Here is a 21,355-nt window from a genome sequence, read left to right as displayed (position 1 = left end):
ATGGAACAACTTACAAAAATGAATTCCTGGAAAAAACTCGAAAAACTAGCAAAAACATACATTAATCAAAATCCAGAAACAAAAATTTACTCTATATCTAGTGATAACATCACCCTGGATTATAGCGGACAACATGTTAATACCCAGATTATGGATGCACTTATTGAACTTGCCAACGAGTGTAATCTGCATGAACAGATAAATGCCATGATGAATGGAAAACCTATCAACAATACAGAAAATAGACCGGTCTTACATACAGCGCTTCGTGCCCCAGATAATAAAGTCATATCGGTAAATGAACGGAATATTGTGGCTGATGTAGTCAATGTTCGTAACACAATGAAGCACATTTCCACAAAAGTTAGAAATGGTGAATGGCTAGGTTACTCCGGAAAGCCTATAACTGATGTAGTTAATATTGGAATTGGCGGTTCTATGCTTGGCCCCTTTTTTTGTATCAATGCACTAAGTGATTTAGTAACGGACCAATTGGGGTTTCATTTTATTTCGGATGTCGATCCAAACGCATTTGCACGTGTTACTAGAAAACTAAACCCTGAGACCACACTATTTATTATTTCTTCAAAATCATTTACTACACCAGAAACCTTATCTCATTTTCAAAAAGCTTTATCATGGATCGATCAAAAACCCCATTTTAATCAGCATTTTATTGCAATTACTGCAAATGTTAAGAAAGCAGAAGAAATGGGTTTTGAAACCATTCTTCCTATATGGGATTGGGTTGGTGGACGCTATTCCTTCTGCTCTGCAATTAATTTAATTTCCTGTATTGCTATTGGTTTCGAACATTTTTCAGAGATCCTTGTTGGAGCATACAACATGGATATGCATTTCTGCACAGAACATTTTACGAAAAACGTACCGATTCTTTTAGCATTGTTAGGACTATGGAACATTAATTTTTTGAATATTAATAACTTGCTCGTTATGGCTTACTCTCAAGATTTACAATACTTTGTTCCCTATCTTCAACAACTTGATATGGAAAGCAATGGAAAATCAATAAACAAGCAAGGACGTAGAGTAGATTATGCAACAGGCCCTATTATTTGGGGTGGTCTGGGTAATCATGCACAACATAGTTATTATCAGCTATTGTGTCAAGGAACTAATAAAATAGCTGCTGATTTAATTTGTATCCGTACTTTCGATGGAAGTGTCATTAATAAAATATGTCACGCCCACAAAGAGGTACTAACAAAAGGTGGAAATCATGGTGAGAATCCGCACAGTTACATTGCTGGAGAAATCCCGGTAAATCTACTCTGCTTGAACGATTGCTCTCCACGAACTCTTGGTTCATTAATTTCTTTATACGAGCATAAAATTTTTGTCCAAGGCGTGATTTGGAATATAAATTCATTTGATCAACCTGGAGTCGAAACCTCCAAGGAAATAATTCGACAGAACAATTGGATTAGTTAATGTTTATAGCCAGATTCGTTTTACTGTTATTTAGTTTAATAGTTCAAAAAGCGTATGCGGTTGATATAGATCCAAAACAGTTCCTTTTGAATCAAGTCATTTGGGGCGAAACCTATTATCGAGATGATTTTGTAAAGCATTCGCTCGATCGATTACAATTGATCGCCCCTAATGATCCTGCTGTGCTTGCTGCACGAATTAGGCTTGCAATACGCCAAAAAAATCTAATCCTAGCGGAAGAACTACTCGAAGAATTAAAACAAAAAGCACCTGATTCTGTTGATTACAAACAAGCTCAAATGAGCTTATTTCTAACGCAAGTTGATGCAAAGCAAAAACTCCAGCAAGCAAGAGTAATGGCAATGTCCGGGCATCTCGATTTGGCTAAAGCCCAATATGATGCCCTTTTTCATGGTGTTTTCCCGACTCCTGAATTAAGTGCTGAATATTGGCGCATCTTATCCAGGATCCCTGCTCAACGCCAAATTGCATTTACCCACTTACAAGAAATCTATAATTTTTTGAACGAACATCAAGTTTATTCTAGTAATAACAATAAAGATAATTGGTCTTATGCAGTCAAAGAAGTCGTGTCAGACTTGTGGGTTTCTAGTGGAGAACAAGCTTTTCAATCGGGTGATATGAATTTGGCTGAAAAAAGATATCAGCAAGCGCTCCTTCTAGATAACACAAATTATTCTGCTTGGGTAGGAATAGGTGAAGTAGCATTTGCCCGTAAGAATTTTATTGATTCAGAAAAAGCATTTAAACACGCCTTACTTGTTAGCCCAGGAAAAAGTAGTGCTGTATATGGGCTTCTTGGCATTTACAAACATCAATCGTTAAAAAAGGCATTAAATTATCTGAACAGTTTACCTGATGATCTGAAAGACAAATTTAAAGATGTAAAGCTAATTTTAGAGAGTTCTTTGTTTCAAGAACAAGGAGAACAACTTGAAAAAGCAAATCAATGGGACAAAGCAATTGAAAAGTACAGCCAAGCACAAAAGCTTACGCCGGAAGATGTCTGGTTAACTTATCATTTCGCCTTAGCATTGAACCATGTAGGTAAAACCCAAAAAGCCAATGAGTTGTTTCAACAGTTGATAGCAAAACAAAAAAATAATCCCATCCAAGTATATGCTTATGCACTTTATTTATCGAGCACGGAGCGGGTGCCACAAGCACTTGCTCATCTTCACACCATTCCACAAAAGCAATGGAGTGTAGGTATGCGTCAGTTGGCAGAACGCCTAACTACTGAATTGATTTTAAAACACGCACAAGAATTACGAGATAGTGGCAATATACAAGGCGCAAAAGCTTATTTAATGAGTCAAAAACAAACCACACCCATTAAGCTTACTTTAGCAGATTGGGCTTTATTGGATGGTGAATTCGACAATGCGCTAAACTATTATCAGGATGTGAAAATTCATGAGCCACTTAATGCAGATGCAAATCTCGGGGTTATAGAGTCACTAGTTGCTCTAGGAAAAAAGAGCGAAGCACACCAATTACTAGAGCAATTGGGAAAACAAGAGTTAACATTCAATTATAACATGCAAAGAAGAATAGCAAATGCTTGGAATGCTGTTGGAGAACCCCAAAAAGCTTTAGCTATTTTCAATCAAATCAAACAAGACAGCAGCCATGGGGTACCCAGCCCAGATAGTGCGCTTATCTTTCGCGATGCAGCCCGTTTGGAAACACAACTTCGTATGCCAAAGTTGGCACAAGAAGACTATAAAAAAGCCATGGTTCAAAGCGAGATAACATCCGTATGGCCTACTAGCAATGATTATTATACTTGGTTAACCCGTAACCATGTAGAGGATGATTGGCTTAAACGTAGCATTCGTTCTGAATCCGCCCTACTTTATAAGCAGCAAGAAACACGCATCACTATAGACGAAGATTATTGGCGATTGACAGGTACCGCTGGAACCTCTGATCTGCGTGCGGAAGATACCATTGCTCAAGCAGATTGGGGCTATGCTAATGGCCGTGCATTTTTCAGAGCAGATAGAGTCAATCTAGGCGCCGGTAGTTTTTCTACAGTGAATGGAGTTTATTTTGATGATTTTGGTACTTGCGCTATCAATGGATGTACTACAGGTATCGTTCAACGAGCAAAGGGTATTGGCTGGGATGGAGGATGGCAAGGTATAACTTGGGGATTTGATGTCGGCGAAACACCTATAGGATTTCCTGTAGGGAATTTCATTGGAGGTATTAATTATAGCGGTGAAATACGACATATTGGCTGGACAGTTACTGCATCGCAACGACCCATGACTAATTCCTTGCTCTCTTTTGCAGGAGCTGTTGACCCCAATACCGGAAACGAATGGGGTGGAGTAGTTGCTACCGGCCTTACTTTATCACTCAGTTATGATAGAGGTGAAGCACATGGTTTTTGGGCAAATATCATTGGCAGTGAATTAACTGGAAAAAATGTTGTGTCTAATAGTCGTATTCTTTTATTGGATGGCTATTATTACAAAATAATCAATGAAGAAAATCGCCGTTTTATCATCGGACTTACAAATATGGTTTGGCATTATGAAAAAAATCTCTATGGCTTTAATCTTGGACAAGGAGGGTATTATAGCCCTCAGTTTTATTTATCATTAACTGCCCCGATTAATTATCGACGACGAGTTGCAAACTGGTCTTATGAGTTAGGAGGCACTGTAACCTGGTCTCGTGCGAATACTCAAGACATTGCATCATATCCATTACCTAACCTTATCCCAAATTTTGACAATACCCAAAACTCTATTCAAACTGGTGGACCAAGCGTAGGCTACGGCTGGTCATTCCTTGCCTTATTAGAGCGACGTCTTGGTTCACATTTTATTGTAGGTGGGCTGGTGGATATCCAACGATCAACAGACTATACCCCCAGTCACCTCTCTCTTTTCCTTCGTTACTCATTTGAAGGTTGGCAAGGTGATTTGGACATGCCTATTGTCCCATTGGTCCCCTACTCTAACTTTAGATAAGATCATTACCTGGGTACACCTGATACAGTATTACCCGGGTTTCAAAAATGAGTGAATCTTCTCATGATGTGCGCTTCATCCAAGCGATATGCCTTTTTTGGATTGTGCGAAATGATGCTAATTACAAACGATTGAGAAATAATCGATATAACCGCAGTGAAGCTAATTTTAAAAATTAATTGAGCTTGCATCTGGGATTTTTGCTGAGTAACCCGGGTTACATCTTATTTGAGGAACTCCTAAGGGTAAGGTACCCAGTTACTGTCACCTTTTAACAAAATGTAAAATTTATCTTGGTACTTCATCACAGTAACACCTTCATTAGAGGAAACAAAAGCCGTCTTTGGTAATTTTTTGGTAAGTGTTTCTAAACTTACATTATCCTGATTAAATATCTTTCCATCTACCAAACGAGAGGCTAACTCTGATATAGCAAGATAGCTGCTCGGGTCATTTATTTGTATTTGAGAGGTCTTCCCTTTCATACCAATAAATTTAATTCCGACTGGAACATGCGTAATAGTCGGACTAGGAATGTCACGTAAGCCCGGCATTTGTAATTTATCCCCAACAAGATTCGCACCATGTTCTGGGATAAAAACCACCATCACTTTATGTTCTGACTTCTCCAACGCTGTAAAAAAATTCATCGTTTGATCGAGGAGTTTTTTGGCCCGTACTTCATAAGGGGCTGGTTTACTTTCACCAATAAAAGTATTACCGTCATGGAGAGAAATTTCATTAAAGTAAGTCACGCTACGTTTTGTACCGGACGTGTTCTGTTGCTTAAGCCATCGATCCAGTAATTGGCCATCATCTGAAAGCAATTTCCCATCAAATGAAACAAGATCAGGATTTATACCTGCTCGTGACATTAAAGATACATCATCTAAACCACCATATTCTTTTATTTCGTTGAGAAAATCGCCAAATAGACCTTCATGATCGAGCATCATCTCCGGAGCAAAACCAAGCTTAGCCAGGTTATCCAAAATATAACATTTTTGATTAACAGACTTATAAAGCCCTGTGTGCGGGGTTTGACCACAGCTTGCACGTAACAAGCGTATTGCCGCAGGTCCACTATATGATGCGGCTGAATTGAAATTATTAAACATAATATCAAATTTACCCCATAATGGATGATCTCTTAGATGCACAGCATCTATATCGGCCCAAGAGAGTGAACAAACTTGAATAAAAATTACATCAAAAGGCTGAGCATCAGTGGCAAGAGAACTTGGGAAATTCGTATATAATTCTTTTTGCTGTTCATAAAATTGATTCAAGTATGCATTAAGATTTTCATTAGTAGGTGGCAAATTGCTGTTAAGTTCTCCCCCACCTGTATTAGCACCTGCTTCAGCTTGTACGCTATGTTCAGCAGTCTTACTTTGAACGGGTAAGAGGTTAATCGCAGGACCTGTTAGCGTGATGATGTTTAACCAAGTTAAGGCAATTGTAGTAAATGTGGTAATTCGTATCCATTGGGAAAGGAACAGATAAGCGACTAAAAGCACAAATGCCATCCCGATTAGTTGCCAATTAATAAAACGATCTAATAATTCAATAAGATAGCTAAAATTGAAAACAAAAAGATTTGTTCCCTGACTCATAATGGTACTGATACCAGGTAGCCATGTATCATGGTAAAAGATTACAATACCAATGGGAATAGCTATCCAATTACGGCAACGATGAAGTACTATTGAAGGCAAAGGAAACAACAAGAAAGCCAAAAAAACCAAATTAATAAATGCATGAAAATTTAAATATCCTGCCCATAAAAGAGCGAATTTCAACAAAAAATAATAGTTCCAACCATTGATATCGCGCCATTTAATATGATTTTTTTGTTGCAGTTGCACTGTTTCCATCATTACTATTCTTTATCCATAAATAATCGATAAGTTAATTTTTCGATCTGACGTTATCAACAGTAGGTAACAGGTAGGTCAGAACCAATTAGAAAGCTTTTTAATTTTTTAGTTTAACAGGATAAGCAGGATATTCAATGTAAAAGAGTTATTTTTGATTACTCAATCATAATCTATTCTTGACATACCCCATTCATCTTGCTATTTTTTTTGTAAAATTCGAAATATAAGACAATATGTTTAAAACCAAGACTATTTCCATCATTGGCGCAGGTCATTTAGGCAGTGCGTTAGCTCGAGGTCTCATTAAAAGTGGATATCCTCCACGTTCGATAACATTCAGCAATCGTGATACCAGTAAATCAAAGCGTTTAGCGAAGGAACTAGGGGTGCTCTCAGCAAAAACTAACATTGAAGCAGCTCAAAACGCAGAGATCCTTATTTTCGCTGTAAAACCTCAATTTATGCAGGAAGTATGTGAGGAGATTGCGCCAATCATGCAATCAAGAGAGCCTATTATTATTTCTTTGGCAGGTGTAATAGACATTGATAACATAACCCGCTGGCTCGATAAGAAAACCCTAGGGGTTATTCGCGTGATGACCAATACTCCAACCGAATTTTGTAAAGGAACTTCTGCCTTATTTGCCAACTCCTTCGCAACATCTGAAGAAAAGCGCTTGATTGAAACACTGTTTAATGAAGTGGGATACACATTTTGGGTCGAACATGAATCCATGCTTGATACACTTACAGCCCCGATTGGTTGTGCACCAGCTTATGTCTTTCTATTTCTTGAAGCCTTACAAAAAGCGGCAATCAGCCGAGGAATTCCAGAAGAACTTTCGGAAAAAATTGCCTTGGAATCTCTGTTTGGTGCTGCGGAATTAGCAAAAAAATCTGGGCGCTCTTTTTCCCAATTACGAGCTGGTGTAAGTACTCCTCATGGTGTAACTGCTCACTCTTTGGAAAAACTTTCTTTTACTGATTTTTTTGATCTATTTAAACAAATCTATGAAGCTGCAGAAGAACGTATTGGACAAATAACCCAATCTTTAAATACTCGAGAGTAACTGTAGAACGCAACATGAGTGTTGCCCAGTCATAGCTCGGAAATTTTTATTCAACGTCACCTGGGTTACGCTACGCTGAACCCAGGCCACTTCTGATATTTGCCCTGAATTAATTAACCCAGGCTTGATATGGGTCTAACCCAAGGGTTTAATCTGGTTATATTTGCTGGTAACTTACTTATGCTGCGTTGTGCTTCAGTCCGAGTTCCATACTCTCCTACCGTCAGCACATACCAAATCCCTTTAGCATTATTAAAATGTCTTATTTTAGAATTCTCTGCAAGGAGCTTATTGTTCTGCTGAAAACGTTCAATATCTTTTTTATTATGGCTTGCGGCGACTTGTATGGTGTACAAATTAAGAGTTGTATTACTTGAAGACTGGTCTTTTTTATCTTTATTTTCTTTTGTTGTTGGAATTTCAACTAATTTTGACTCACGTTGGAGATCAGCTTCTGGGTTTTCACGTTGAAACTCAGACTCAGGAATTCTGGCCTCTTGTTCTGCAAGATGCTGCATTTGCAATTTAGGAATCACAACGACCTTATCAATAATAGCTACTGGAGGCTCACTAAGCACCTCGTCATTAAGATCATCCAAAATCTGCTTTTTAGGCAAAGAAGAATATACCAATTGTCGCGTTGAAGAATCCTGCCAAGAAGCTATTCGACTCTCAAGCACTTCGGATTGTGTCTGTTGCTTTATTGCTATTTCTTCTCGGTTAGAATCAGGGATTGATCGATATAATGATGAAAGATCATAATTTTGAGCAAAATAAAAACCAACAAGCCCTGCAAAAAACGCCACACTAGCAGCAATACTTGCTTTTTTCACCAACTTAGAAGGTTCCTTTTTCTTTTGGGTGGCGCATTTAAATACAAATGCCTCTAGATTGCTGTTAATCTTTGCAACATTCCCTTTCGTTAATTGATAAAACTGTTTAAATTGCGCATCAGTTAGGGGTTTACTAATCAAATGTGCAGCCATGGCACGCTGTAATACATAGGTTCTGGTTTCGCTTTCATTCAATGAGCCCAATTCAATAGTGTGTACTAAATTCTCAAAAAATGAAGCGACTAAATTATTAAGTGTTGCGACGATAGAATAGTCCGAAATTAAGCAAAGATGGAAGAAACTAAAATTTTCTTGACTCTTTATCGCCAACATTGCTTCTTTAATAAATGCTTCTGGTAAATGTTGTGCATCATCGATAAGTAATAACACATGTGCTTTACGTTCATTAATTTGTGCTACTAATGAACTAATATCTGTATGTTCATCGCAATTAAGATGCAGCTGGGTTGCAATTTCCTGAATGAGAGTTTCGCGATTACAAGGAGGCGTCACTGTCATAGAAATTGATTTGATCTGTTGATCTAAATTGCCTTGTAACAAAGTACCAAAAGAAGTTTTACCTCCTTCTTTTTCGGATAAAACCGTAATGAGCACATTGTTAAAAAGAATCAAATGATTAACGAAATCAATCTTAGCAAGCCAAGATCCTGGCTTAAATAACACTCTTGGTTGAATTACAGCCGTTACATCAGACTGAATCATTCCCTCTTTCATTTTTATTCTCCTCTTACAGCTGCACCAAGTGCATTATACAAACAATCCTCTGTTACTCCAGATTCAAGATAACAATCACCTGGCCTTTTAATCAACACAAAGCGTAAACGGTTATTTTTAATTTTTTTATCTGATTGCATCAAATCTTTGAGTTTTTCTAAATTAATATTTGTTGGAATTTTATGTGGTAAACCTGCTAAGTGTAGAATTTGCTCTACTTGTTCGACCATTTGTTTATTAATTAAATTCATTTTATGCGACAAAACTGCTGCACAATATAAGCCAATTGCTACTGCTTCACCATGTAACCATTGTTGATAATGAGTATAAGTTTCCAGTGCATGGGCAAAAGTATGGCCAAGATTCAATAGGGCTCGTTGCCCCGCTTCCTTTTCATCCGTTTCAACAAATTGAGCTTTAATACGGCAACATTCAGCTATTAAATGAGGTAACTGTGGACTCTTAGTAGTTAATCCCTGCTGAAGCGCTTCACTAAGTTGTTTAAAAAACTCATCTCCAGCAAGTAGGGCATATTTTATCATTTCCGCCAAACCAGCACGAAACTCTCTTTCAGGAAGAGTATTTAATGTGTTTAAATCAATAACTACTGCTTGAGGTTGGTAAAAACTACCAATCATATTTTTGCCCAAGGCATGATTAATTCCTGTTTTTCCACCTACAGATGCATCAATTTGCGCTAGTAAAGTTGTAGGAATTTGAATCAGCTTTACCCCTCGTTGATATGTCGATGCTGCAAATCCCGTCATATCACCAATTACTCCTCCACCTAAAGCGATAAGGGTTGTATCTCGATGGTGTTTCTTTTGGATTAATGCATCATAAATAGCAAATAGACTTTGTTGATTTTTATACTGTTCACCATCTTCTAAAATCAACACATCACACTGAGCTTTAGGAAAAGCCGATTGCACGTAGTTTAAATAAAAAGGGGCTATTGTTTGATTGGTAACAATTAAAATTTGTGAAGAAGTTACAAGAGTTTGCAGAAAATCTGGTTTTTGCAAACCATTACGGCAAATAATAATAGGATATTGATGTTCCGTTAAAGAAACATCAACCTGATCATAAATCTCAAAGTTCGCCATAAATATATTTAATTATATTGTTTGCAACAGCTTTGACTGTTAATTTATCTGTTTCAAAACTAACATCAGCTAGCTCAGTGTAGAATGGTTCTCGCTCATCTCTCAACAATTCTAATCTTCCTTCAAGATCAGTTGTTTGCAACAAAGGACGCTTGGTATCTCGCTTAGTTCTTTCAAATTGTTGTTGTAATGAGGTTTTAAGATAGATTACGGTGCCACGCCCTGCTAATGCATTCCTGTTTTCAGGGGTAATCACCACCCCACCACCTGTTGCCAAAACAATGTTGGTTTTCTGAGTTAATTCTTCAATAACTTTTTGTTCGCGGCGTCTGAAACCCTCTTCACCTTCAATATCAAAAATCCAAGAGATATCGGCGCCAGCACGCTCTTCAATCACTTCATCCGAATCAAAAAATTCTAATTTGAGCTCCTTTGCCAAAGCACGACCTATAGTGCTTTTACCTGCACCCATGGGTCCGATGAGAAAAATATTTCGTACTTTAACTATGCTCATTTTTTATCACATACCTCTTTAACTGAAATGTCATTAATTAAAGATCGAGTCCGAAATAACTTCCCATTCTAGCATTAGACTAAAACATGATTCAAAAGCCAAAAGTGGGGGATATTTGGGGCTCAACCCTAACTGTATTTTTCGCAGTTAGAAATTCCCGCCCATTATTCTACAACAAATGAGCATATTTTATAACTGTTTACTCTTATTCATTTATATTATATCACTTCATTAATAAAATAATGCCCTGTTAAAGGCAAGTTATAAATAAAACCAAGCTTATTTGTGTGTAATTTTTATCCTAATTCAGCCAGGCATCAAAGTATAGTAACGTTCATACAATGGGGTACTTTATTGTAGCTAGTTGAAGCAAAGCGACACCTATTATCTCTAATCAATTTCATTTTTCATCAAAACGCACTACTTTTCTACCTTCAATTGCTGTTATAGATAATGAATTTGTTATTATTTTGGGGGTTATAAAAATAAGTAACTCATCATTTCTAAGACCAACTTGCGTGTTTTTAAATAAATTTCCAACTACCGGTAATTGACCAAAAAATGGCACCCTTGTAATGGTCTTGCTCTTATCTTGCTGATAAATTCCCCCAAGGACTATGGTTTGTCCATTACTGACGAGAACATTCGTCTGAATTTCTTTAGTTGCAATTGCTGGCACCCCATTAAATGTCAGGTTGGGCAATGCCCTATCCTGATTAATCTTCAATTCCATAAGTATCTTGTTGTCTGGGGTAATTTGCGGTTTTACATTCAAACTTAATACTGCCTTTTTAAACGCTACTGCTGTTGCACCACTTGAAGTCGCCTCCTGATAGGGAATCTCCTGACCTGATTGAATTTCTGCAGACTGTTGATTTGCTGTAATGAGCCTAGGACTAGATATTAATTCTGCAAGTCCCTCACTTTCCAAAGCAGAAAGCTCAAGATCAAGCAGAATATTATCGCCAAGCTGAGCTAATGCAATACCAACAGAAGCTGGATTAGCACCTGTTAATGGGGCAGCTATTAAATCGAGATTTAATCTGTCGGTAAAGGGCCTGACATTTGCAGGCGCAACTCCCTGTGCTAATTGATTCGCCCCCTCTAAAGTACCACTGAGATGGGTCGGTTTAGAAACCCCCCAACGAATTCCAAGATCCTGAGCAAAATCTTTCGTTACTTCCACGATACGTGCTTCAATAAGCACTTGTTTGACTGGTACATCTAATTGCTTAACCAATTCTCTAACTTCATCAATTTTAGCACCGATATCTTGAATCCAGATGGTATTTGTACGTGTATCAACACTCACGGAACCCTTCTCAGATAAAAGGGAATTTTGTTTGTCTTTAATCAAAATAGCAAGATCGGTTGCTTTGGCGTAATTGATTTGTATTAATTCAGAACGTACAGGCTCAATTTTTCGAATGGCTTGTTGTTTTTTGAGTTGTTCTGCCTCCATTGTTTCAAAAACCCCTTTTTTATCAATCAAAATCACATTACCTGACTGTCGCTTATCTAAACCTTGAGTAGTTAAAATAATATCTAATGCTTGATCCCAAGGAACATTATTTAATCTCAGTGTAATATCACCTTGAACCTGATCACTCACTACAATATTAATTCCCGTAAAATCCGCAAGTAGCTGTAATACAGCTCGTAAACTGATGTTTTGGAAATTTAACGAAAGTCTTTTTCCAGAAAAAACTTTCTTTTTCAATTTGGCTTGTTGTTCCTCTTCTGGAGTTAAAGGAATTACATCAATCATAAATTGCTGATTAACCTGATAGACGTTTTGGCCAAAACCTCCTTTATTAAATAAGGTCATATGTGCATTTTTGCCAACTTGCTGAAAAGTAACCATTTGCACTGGACTGTGGAAATCCGAAACATCGAATCGCTTCCTTAAATTCGTAGGAACTGTAGTATTTAAAAATTTAACTAGAATTTCTTTCCCATGCTCCTCAACTTCAGTGGGAACACTCGTACTAGAGACATTCACTATGGCTCGACCACCCTGTCGTTCAATTCCTCGAAAATCAAAATGATTGATTACATAATTTGTTTTGGCAGGACGATTCGTGATTATCAGTGCTTGCGGCGGCTGAAATAATTCATTACTTTTGCCATTCAAAATAACTGTATAAACTTTTCCAGATATTGTTCCTGAATAAGGCACAGAATAATTTAACTCCAATACAGCCCGAATACGCGAACCCACCGCAACAACGGAGTACCTATTAAGCGATCCCAGTTTAATTTCTTTGGCTTTTTGTTTTTGAGGTAACTGCAGATTTGAATCAATAAAATCAAAGACTATTCGTGCGGGGCTTTGGGTCACAAAACTTGCAGGCTCTTGCTTTATGGGTTGTGCAAATTCGAAATCCATACGCAACTTTTCCTCTGGCAAAGGAATTACCTTGACGGATATTAAAGAATTATTCTGGGCAAAAGCCATACCTAAACTCATGCCAATTAAAATGAATAAAGCAGCTATTTTCCGCACTTTTGCTCCTACTTCCCAGTATGTAATTCAAGCGTGGTTGTATGCTTTTCCCACTTTCCTGAAGTTTGTGTTGTTTCTATTAATTGAATGGAGCCATTCTTAATTGAAACAATACGGCCATAATTTTGTCCCATATAATTACCTATTCGGACGTGAGTAATATCCTTATTAGGTAATTTAATCAATGCCCATATTTCATTTCCTTGCGTTAAAGTGCCTACAAATTGTAATGCATCTAAAGGATAAGCCTCCAACGATTCCTTAGGCCTGTTTTTATCTGGAGCATTTACATCAACTTCCGGCTTTTTTTGAACCGTTGGCTTAAATGGATTTCGCCTATTACTATTATCAGGAAATTTAAAAGTAGGTAAAGGTGCAAATGAAGGGATTGGTTCAATATCACGTGTTTTTCTAAATTTTACGTCATGAATGTATCGCACCAAATCATCGTTACTACTGGAGCAAGCAACCAATAGTAACGATAATGAACAGATAGAACTAATCCCTAATTTTCGTTTCATCATTGTGTGCGATATCGATAAATTTTGGCAGTGATGCTCATTATCAACTCATCCTCCGAAACTTCTTTATCTTTGGAAGACACCCTTTCAATACTAAAGTCATGTAACGTTACAATACGATCCATCTCAGCAACACGACTGATAAACATAGCCAATTGAAAATAAGTACCTACTACTGAAATTTTTATAGGTAACTCAATATAAAAATCATGCCTTACCTCTGGCTGTGGCGCAAATAACTCAAATCTTAAGCCAGATGCAACCCCTGTTTTGGAAATGGCTTCCAATAGACCAGGCATCTGATTTTTTTCTGGAAGTTGTTTAAGCATTTGGGTAAAACGTTCCATCATAATCTGTAGTTGTTGGCGATAAGCCGGCAAATTGACTAACTGACGTTGCTTGCTTTCAAAATCTGTTTTTAATGTAACCTCCTGAGCTTGTAGTTGTTCAAACTGAGTAAAATTATCTTGTATGATTAGCCAATACCCCAGAGCAATAATCAAAATACTAACACCAGCAAGAACACAAACCTTAACGACTACTGGCCATTGTCCCAAATTTTCCAGAGTTAATTCATTCAGGTTAATACCGTTCATAGTTTTATCCCAATCTGGAATTGAGGCGCTAGCACAAAAGTTAACTTAAACTCATTCTCTGCGGATTCTTGTTTGTTTTTATCTTTATTTTTATCCTTATCTTGATCCTCTCTTTTGATTTCACTTAGGATAGGATCATGGAGCCATTCATTATTTTCTATATTTCTCATTAACATTGAAACAAAAGTGTTCGATTCAGCATAGCCAATAACGGTGATAACATCATTTTTTCCAACTATCTGAGTAAAATAAACTCCTGCCGGAATTACATTGATCAACTCATCGAATAAATGAACCATTAATGTTCGTGTAGACTGTAAATGCTGTACTATAGACATTCTAGAAATCAGCATTTCTCGCGTTTTTTGTAAATTTTTTATTTCTTTTATTTGCGCATCCATAGCATTAATTTCTTTCTGAAGCATTTCATTCCGTGTAATTTGATTACTTACCAATCCTGATGCATAAGAATTAATTAAAAAAACAGTAAACGCAGCGAACACGATGCTGACAAGCAGCATGGTCATAAACAGTTTTTTCTCCTGCTCCCGCTTGAGTTCTCGCCAAGGAAGAAGGTTAATTTGCGTCATATAGTCTCACTTAACTTCCCTTAGTGCCAAACCGCACGCGACCATAAGTCCTGGAGCATCCTTATTTATAGAATCCAAATGCACCATTTTACCTGGAGTCATGTGTGAAATTGGATTGGCAATTGTGGTGCTCATCCCCAATCGCTCTTGAACCAACGCCACCAAACCCGGCAACTTAGCTAATCCCCCCGCCAATAAAATATGATCTACATCTCCATCCTGACTTGTGGAATAAAAAAACTGCAAGGTGCGCTTGATTTGCAACAAAATATCTTCTTTAAAAGGCTCTAATACTTCCTTTTCATAATCCTCAGGTAATTCTCCATTCTCTTTAGCCAGGATAGCTTGTTCCAAAGTCATTTTATAATGTTCAGCAGTAGCGTCTATTAATTGCTTTCCACCAAATTTTTCTTCTCTGGAGTAAACTAATTTCATTCCTTGTAATACAAATAAATGCGTGTAGCTCGCCCCAATATCAATAATAGCGATTGTTTTATCTTGTCCAGATGCAGGTAAATCCTTAGCAAGTTGCTGGGCTGCGCGTTCTACAGCATAAGATTCGACGTCGACCACTATTGCCTCCAAACCCGAGTGAACGGCAACATCTAAACGTTGATTCACATTTTCTGCTCGTGAAGCAACAATTAGCACGTCGAGCATATTCTGATTTTTTTCAGAGTGGCCTAAAATTTCAAAATCAAGATTGATTTCGTCTATTGGATAAGGAATATATTTATCTGCCTCTGTAACAATCAACTCCTCCATCTCTGCGTCACTTAAACCTTCATTGATTTGTATTACTTTACTGATTATTGATGAATCAGGAACAGCTAGAGCAGCTTGTTTACATGAAGTTTTTAGCCGATCGATCACTTTTTTAATACACTGGGAGACCGCATCAATATCTTTAATGGTGTTGCCATCCATAGCATTTGCAGGCAGTACTTCACGGCCATAGTTTTCTACAACCAGCTCATCGCCTTGACCTGAAATTTCTAAGATTTTAACGGCTGTTGATGTAATGTCTATTCCGAGAATTGAACGATGCTTGGGCTGAAACAATTTGAGCATGCCACTTATTCCCTTAAGTCTTCCATGCATTCAAAAAATACTCCTCTAGGATCATATGCTGATGTTAACGTAACCTATTAAAAAATTACACTGTTTTCTAGCTTGTGAAACTCATTAAAATGATTACATGTTGGCATTTTCGTCATTTAGTTAAAACATCTTGCACTACCCAAAAACATTTAATATAGTGAAAGACCAACTTGTAAGGGGATTTCGCATTTATGCTTTGAAAAGGAGATTTTCATGACTAGGTTAGAAGAGTTAATTTATGCATTGGCAACCGTTATAGTTCGTTATCATGACAGCCAAGACAATATCGAGGCTAAAGATAAACTAGTTACTGCAGTTGACCCCATAATTCACAGAAAAAAATCTCATGACCGTGCAGTAGAAATAATTCAAGACTGTAATTTTGTTGCATATCTGGAAGGACGAATCACTGCGTGTACAAAGGGTTATCATGGCCGGGAAGAATTCCTTCTTTTCCTTTTAAATAAGATCTGTTTTTTAAAGGAACAACTCGACAATAAAACCCCATTCAAAGAGCATGAGTTAAAGGCATTCCAAGAGCAATTAACTCAATTATTCATTGATTTTCGAAAACTATTAAACATCAAAAAAGGGCTCAAGCATCCAGTAACGCTTCAAGATTCTAAAATCAAAGAACTACCTGGTTTATTGAATGATCGATATATAGGTAGTAAATATTGTAATTCAGGCCAATTACTCATTGATGAAGTTCTTTTTGTACTTCACATGACAACCGATGATTCTGATGAAGAACTTAAAAATATTGCTGCAAATATCTGCTCAGAACAACAGGATAAATTGGAATTGCAAAGCGAAAAATCCAAAAAAGCAACTGAAGATTTAGGTAGAAATGCTGAAAAATTAGAGTTAGAACAACTAAAATTATCAATGGCGGCACAAAAGTCTGAGTTTGAACTCAAGGTAGTAGAGTTAACAGAAAAAAATAAAGAACCGCTTGCTATTATTGAGAAATTAACTCAGGAACTGGAAAAAAATAAATTGGAATTACAAAAAGTCCAGTCCGAACTCGAGAGCTTAAAAAAACAAAACGAATTGGAAGCACCTTTTAGACGTGTTACTGGATATCCCACTTTATATGGTCTCGCTGGCCTACCTATGTTGCAAAGACCGGCAGTTCATTCTCGATTTTTTCCACAAGCAATTCAAACACCACCTACATCATCACAAACTGGCCCCACAATAGATGATTTTGAGGAGACTTCATCACGTGTGACAATAGAATAAAGCTTTCATATTATTAGCTGACTCCTTAGGTTTCATTGAGTTTTCTCAGAAAAACTCAATGAAACATTAAATATTAGTGTAAAATTACCCTCTTTTTTGCACAAAACTCGCATTCTTATCGAGAATCACTGTATAATATCTGCCAAATTTCATTAAAAATCACATGACTCTATGAAAATGGCATACTTCTGGCGTAAAGGTCTATGGGCGCTGATGAGCCTGTCTTTTGTTTTAATAGTAGCAGGCTGTCTGTTGTACCTCTATCTTGAAAGTCAACTTCCCAACGTAGATTCGTTGAAAACAGTACAATTACAAGTACCTCTACAAATTTTCAGCAAGGAAGGTCTGCTAATTCAGGAATATGGCGAGAAAAAACGAATTCCTGTTACTTATGATGAAATACCACCTATGTTGATCCATGCGCTGATTGCCACTGAAGATCAACGCTTTTTTGAGCACCCTGGTGTTGATGTTCTTGGTCTGGGCCGTGCAGCGGTTCGCATGGTAAAAACCGGAACAAAATCTCAAGGTGGTAGTACCATTACCATGCAGGTTGCGCGTAATTTTTTCTTAAGTCGTAAAAAAACCTTTTTACGCAAATTTAATGAAATTATGCTGGCCATAAAAATAGATAGAGAGTTGAGCAAGGAAAAAATTCTCGAGCTCTATCTTAACCGAATCTATTTAGGTAATCGCGCGTATGGCGTTGGTGCAGCAGCGATGGTTTATTTTGGAAAGCCGCTTAAAGAATTAAATCTATCAGAACTAGCAATGATTGCAGGACTTCCACAAGCCCCTTCAACACAAAACCCCATAGCAAACCCACTTGCTGCCAAAAAACGTAGGGATCACGTATTAGAACGTTTACTTGAAGAACATTATATCAATGAAGAACAGTATCAAAATGCCATAAATCAACCGATTACTGCTAAGTATCATGGCACTCCCATTGAAGTAAAAGCTCCTTATGTTGCTGAAATGATTCGTCAATCTTTATACGACAATTTCGGCCCAGATGCCTATACCAAAGGCTACAAAGTGTATACGACTATTGACGGGAATTTGCAAAATACAGCCAATGATGTCGTCGAAAAAAATTTAATAGCCTATGACCACCGGCATGGTTATCGAGGACCTGTCGCCACTATTGGTGAAAATGACAGTAAATCCTTACACTCTATTCAAAAAAATCTGGAAAAATATCCTGAGCTGAATCATCTTACTCCAGCCGTCGTAACCGAAGTCGGAGAAAAAGAGGCAACAGCCACGTTACAAGGTGGTCGTACCATTATTATTCCTTGGGCAGGTTTATCTTGGGCTAGACCCGCACTTAAAAATGGCTGGGTAGGAAAATCGCCATCTAAAGCCATGCAAGTTGTTGCCGTTGGAGATATTATTTACGTTCATTCAACAAAGGATCATTGGGAGTTAGCGCAAATCCCTGAAGCTGAGTCAGCAATGGTAGCACTTAATCCTAAAAACGGTGCTATAGAAGTCCTAGTTGGTGGGTTCAATTTCCAAAAGAGCAAATTTAACCGAGCAACTCAATCAAGTAGACAACCAGGCTCCAGTTTTAAACCTTTTGTCTATGCTGCAGCCTTAAACAATGGTTATACACTAGCAACATTAATTAATGATGCGCCTATTGTTGTTGATGATCCAAGTCAACCGAACTTATGGCGTCCTCATAATGTGAATCTTAAATTCAATGGACCAACCCGTTTAAAACAAGCTCTGGTCCAATCTAAAAACCTCGTGTCCATACGTATCCTTGATGACATCGGTATTAATTACACGATCGATTTCCTAGCTCGTTTTGGCTTTAATAAGAAAACTCTTCCTAGAGGTTTATCTTTGGCTTTAGGTAGTTTGTCAGTCAGTCCTATGGACCTTACTGCTGCTTATGCTGTTTTCGCAAATGGTGGTTATAAAATTGAACCTTATCTCATCGATCACATTACTGATAAAGATGGTAAGATTTTATTACAAGCCAAACCAACTGTTGTTTGTAACAATTGTGATGGCAATGTAGATCATTCAACTTTAGCACCACGAGTCATCCCTGAAGATATTAACTTTTTAATGTATACCGCTTTAAAAGATGTGATTCAGCATGGTACTGCACGTGCAGCTAGAGTGCTTAATCGTCAGGATATAGCAGGTAAAACCGGAACAACTAATGATCAAGTAGATGCCTGGTTTGCGGGGTTTAACTCTGACCTCGTAGTAACCACCTGGGTTGGTTTTGATAATCCTAAATCCTTACATGAGTATGCTGCAGGACTCGCCCTGCCCTTATGGATCGACTTCATGAAAGTTGCCTTGAAAGGAAAACCTGAGGGTGAAATAAAACAACCTGAGGATGTAGTAGCTGTTCGTATTGATCCCCACAGCGGCTTATTGGCTCATCCAAATCAGGCCAATGGCATTATCGAATATTTTCGCAATAAAGAAGTTCCATCGGAAGAAGATCCAACGCCTATTTATAATGCAGGTAATGATCAGCAGCAACTTCCAACAAGCGAAGATAGTTTATTTTAGCTTACCAAAATGCAGCGGATGTGAGTGAACTTTCTCAGATTCCGCTGTACATGCAATAGCTCTTTCTTGTCACAAAAATTCAAAAATTACGCAACATCGCTGGATCCCGCTGACAAGCATTGGGATGTTGAACTTTCTCATTCCTTCTATTAATGTAACCTATTTTAAAATGAAATATATTCAACGGTCTACGTACGGGGCTTAAACCGCAGTATGTAGGGATTAAAAAAACACATACCCTCGGAAAGATTTTAGCCAGTAGCTCTGTCGTAAAAGCTAATAATCTTTAAGCTTAATCGAACGAGCTGCTTTATTAATACGTCGTGTTGAGCAATTAATAAAAAATTTGATTAGATAACTTGGAGCAGTTTCCATGAGCCTTTTAAGTAACCAGGAGAGTAAATTATTCTTCTCTTGAGAACGCATCACTTGTGCCGCTTTAATCCCTAACTCCTGATTGAGTCGAACAAAAGGACGCATTAGTTTTTCATATTCCTCAAAAGCAATCTGATGGTTGCCATTGGCTGCTGCTAACTCCCCAGCAAGTACGTAAGCACCTATTATTGCAAGACTAGTACCTTGGCCTGACATGGGTGAAGCACAATAAGCAGCATCTCCTAATAAAATCACCCTACCCTGAGACCAATGATCCATATGAATCTGTGCTGCTGCATCAAAATAAAAGTCAGGTGAATTGGGCATGATTTGCAAAAATCTTGGGATCTCCCAACCAATTCCTTCATAAACGTTCTTCAGAACTTGCTGTTGTTGTTCTACATCACGTAGATCGATTTTTATTGATTGTGGCGTTGTAAATCCAAAACATGCTTTAGCTTGAGGTTCTCCTGAAGCACTCCAAACCGATGCAACTCGACCTAATTCCGAGTATTGCATCTCCATTCGATCCAAATTCAAATAGTTTGGAACTGTAAACACACAGAGGTATAAACCTAGGTGCTGAGAAAAAAGTGACTCTTCACCAAATACAAGTTGTCTTACATTTGAATGAAGTCCATCTGCACCAATAACCAAATCGAAATCTCGAACTTTATTGCTTTGAAACTTGACCTCTACTCGATCAGAACATTGGGATATCTCCTGAATGCAATCTCCAAAAATAAACTCTGCATCAAGTACTTGATCCATAAGAATCTGACACAAAGTACCACGAATAATTTCTACATCATCACCAACTCGATGTCCGAATTCATCGCCGCTCATTTGTTGAATCACTTTTCCATTTCTATCAACAAGCAATGCACCCTGCATATCAGTACCTGCGCCCACAATGGTTTCATAAATGCCCATTCTTCGCAGAACATGTAAGGCCGAACCTCGAACATCGATTTTATAACCCCCAGTCAGCAATGAATTTGCACGATCCACGATCGTGGCAGTAAAACCATAACGCCTCAACCAATACGCAACGGTCAATCCTGCTACCCCTGCTCCGGAAATAAGTACTCTCATATCAACCTCATGGATGGAAAAGAGAATCTGAATTTTATATCAATAAATCTTAGAGTAATAAAGAAAATAATTATAGTGTAATGGGTGGAAGGCTGTGAAAATCGGATTTCTAGAATGAGCGAGTTTCTCAAATCCCGGGTGATGGCTTCGCCTTCACCCGGGTACAAATTGAGCGTAAATCAAACAA

Annotated in this window: 15 protein-coding genes; 5 read left to right on the top strand and 10 right to left on the bottom strand. The window is 37.8% G+C overall.

Features of this window, described 5'->3' with window-relative positions; all coding sequences use genetic code 11:
* The gene (gene pgi, locus ACWTEW_RS04885; RefSeq protein ID WP_454780642.1) at window positions 1-1,452 is read left to right on the top strand and encodes a glucose-6-phosphate isomerase; all 1,452 of its coding nucleotides are present in this window, start codon (window positions 1-3) and stop codon (window positions 1,450-1,452) included.
* Window positions 1,452-4,460 carry a cellulose synthase complex outer membrane protein BcsC gene (bcsC, locus tag ACWTEW_RS04880; RefSeq protein WP_454780641.1) on the top strand — a complete coding sequence of 1,003 codons (3,009 nt, stop codon included), beginning with the start codon at window positions 1,452-1,454 and terminating at the stop codon, window positions 4,458-4,460. Before pgi ends, bcsC begins: the two co-directional genes overlap by 1 nt.
* A 239-nt stretch (window positions 4,461-4,699) precedes the next feature.
* On the opposite strand, the gene bcsG is transcribed toward bcsC, so the two are convergent.
* On the bottom strand, window positions 4,700-6,340 hold the full coding sequence (gene bcsG, locus ACWTEW_RS04875) for a cellulose biosynthesis protein BcsG (protein WP_454780640.1): 1,641 nt from the start codon (window positions 6,338-6,340) through the stop codon (window positions 4,700-4,702).
* 233 nt (window positions 6,341-6,573) lie between these two features.
* Between bcsG and proC the strand changes: the two genes are divergently transcribed.
* Entirely contained in the window at window positions 6,574-7,410 is an 837-nt protein-coding gene (gene proC, locus ACWTEW_RS04870) for a pyrroline-5-carboxylate reductase (protein ID WP_454780639.1), read from the top strand.
* 113 nt (window positions 7,411-7,523) lie between these two features.
* Here proC and ACWTEW_RS04865 read toward each other — a convergent pair whose 3' ends face one another.
* From ACWTEW_RS04865 to pilM, 8 genes are all read right to left on the bottom strand, one after another.
* Window positions 7,524-8,978 carry an SPOR domain-containing protein gene (locus tag ACWTEW_RS04865; protein WP_454780638.1) on the bottom strand — a complete coding sequence of 485 codons (1,455 nt, stop codon included), beginning with the start codon at window positions 8,976-8,978 and terminating at the stop codon, window positions 7,524-7,526.
* Between the two features lie 2 nt (window positions 8,979-8,980).
* Complete coding sequence (gene aroB, locus ACWTEW_RS04860) at window positions 8,981-10,084, bottom strand: 3-dehydroquinate synthase (protein ID WP_454780637.1); 1,104 nt, start codon at window positions 10,082-10,084, stop codon at window positions 8,981-8,983.
* Window positions 10,071-10,598 carry a shikimate kinase AroK gene (gene aroK / locus ACWTEW_RS04855; protein WP_220471005.1) on the bottom strand — a complete coding sequence of 176 codons (528 nt, stop codon included), beginning with the start codon at window positions 10,596-10,598 and terminating at the stop codon, window positions 10,071-10,073. Before aroK ends, aroB begins: the two co-directional genes overlap by 14 nt.
* A gap of 400 nt (window positions 10,599-10,998) precedes the next feature.
* Window positions 10,999-13,104, bottom strand: coding sequence for a type IV pilus secretin PilQ (locus ACWTEW_RS04850; protein ID WP_454780636.1), 2,106 nt, complete (start codon window positions 13,102-13,104; stop codon window positions 10,999-11,001).
* Between the two features lie 8 nt (window positions 13,105-13,112).
* Complete coding sequence (locus ACWTEW_RS04845; protein ID WP_454780635.1) at window positions 13,113-13,628, bottom strand: pilus assembly protein PilP; 516 nt, start codon at window positions 13,626-13,628, stop codon at window positions 13,113-13,115.
* Window positions 13,625-14,221, bottom strand: coding sequence for a type IV pilus inner membrane component PilO (locus ACWTEW_RS04840; protein ID WP_454780634.1), 597 nt, complete (start codon window positions 14,219-14,221; stop codon window positions 13,625-13,627). Before ACWTEW_RS04840 ends, ACWTEW_RS04845 begins: the two co-directional genes overlap by 4 nt.
* Window positions 14,218-14,811: a PilN domain-containing protein gene (locus tag ACWTEW_RS04835; protein WP_454780633.1), complete on the bottom strand. Its 594-nt coding sequence runs from the start codon at window positions 14,809-14,811 to the stop codon at window positions 14,218-14,220. Before ACWTEW_RS04835 ends, ACWTEW_RS04840 begins: the two co-directional genes overlap by 4 nt.
* Window positions 14,812-14,817: 6 nt before the next feature.
* Window positions 14,818-15,882 (bottom strand): type IV pilus assembly protein PilM, encoded by a 1,065-nt coding sequence (pilM, locus tag ACWTEW_RS04830; RefSeq protein WP_454780731.1) that lies wholly within the window; start codon window positions 15,880-15,882, stop codon window positions 14,818-14,820.
* Between the two features lie 243 nt (window positions 15,883-16,125).
* Here pilM and ACWTEW_RS04825 point away from each other — a divergent pair, with 243 nt between their 5' ends.
* Window positions 16,126-17,157, top strand: coding sequence for an SPFH domain-containing protein (locus ACWTEW_RS04825; RefSeq protein WP_454780632.1), 1,032 nt, complete (start codon window positions 16,126-16,128; stop codon window positions 17,155-17,157).
* Window positions 17,158-17,328: 171 nt separating this feature from the next.
* Window positions 17,329-19,698, top strand: coding sequence for a penicillin-binding protein 1A (locus ACWTEW_RS04820; protein ID WP_454780631.1), 2,370 nt, complete (start codon window positions 17,329-17,331; stop codon window positions 19,696-19,698).
* Between the two features lie 276 nt (window positions 19,699-19,974).
* Here ACWTEW_RS04820 and ACWTEW_RS04815 read toward each other — a convergent pair whose 3' ends face one another.
* Window positions 19,975-21,168: an FAD-dependent monooxygenase gene (locus ACWTEW_RS04815; RefSeq protein WP_454780630.1), complete on the bottom strand. Its 1,194-nt coding sequence runs from the start codon at window positions 21,166-21,168 to the stop codon at window positions 19,975-19,977.
* Between the last annotated feature and the right edge of the window lie 187 nt (window positions 21,169-21,355).

This window comes from Legionella stuttgartensis, assembly GCF_977063405.2.
This window is presented reverse-complemented; position numbering and strand designations above follow the sequence as displayed.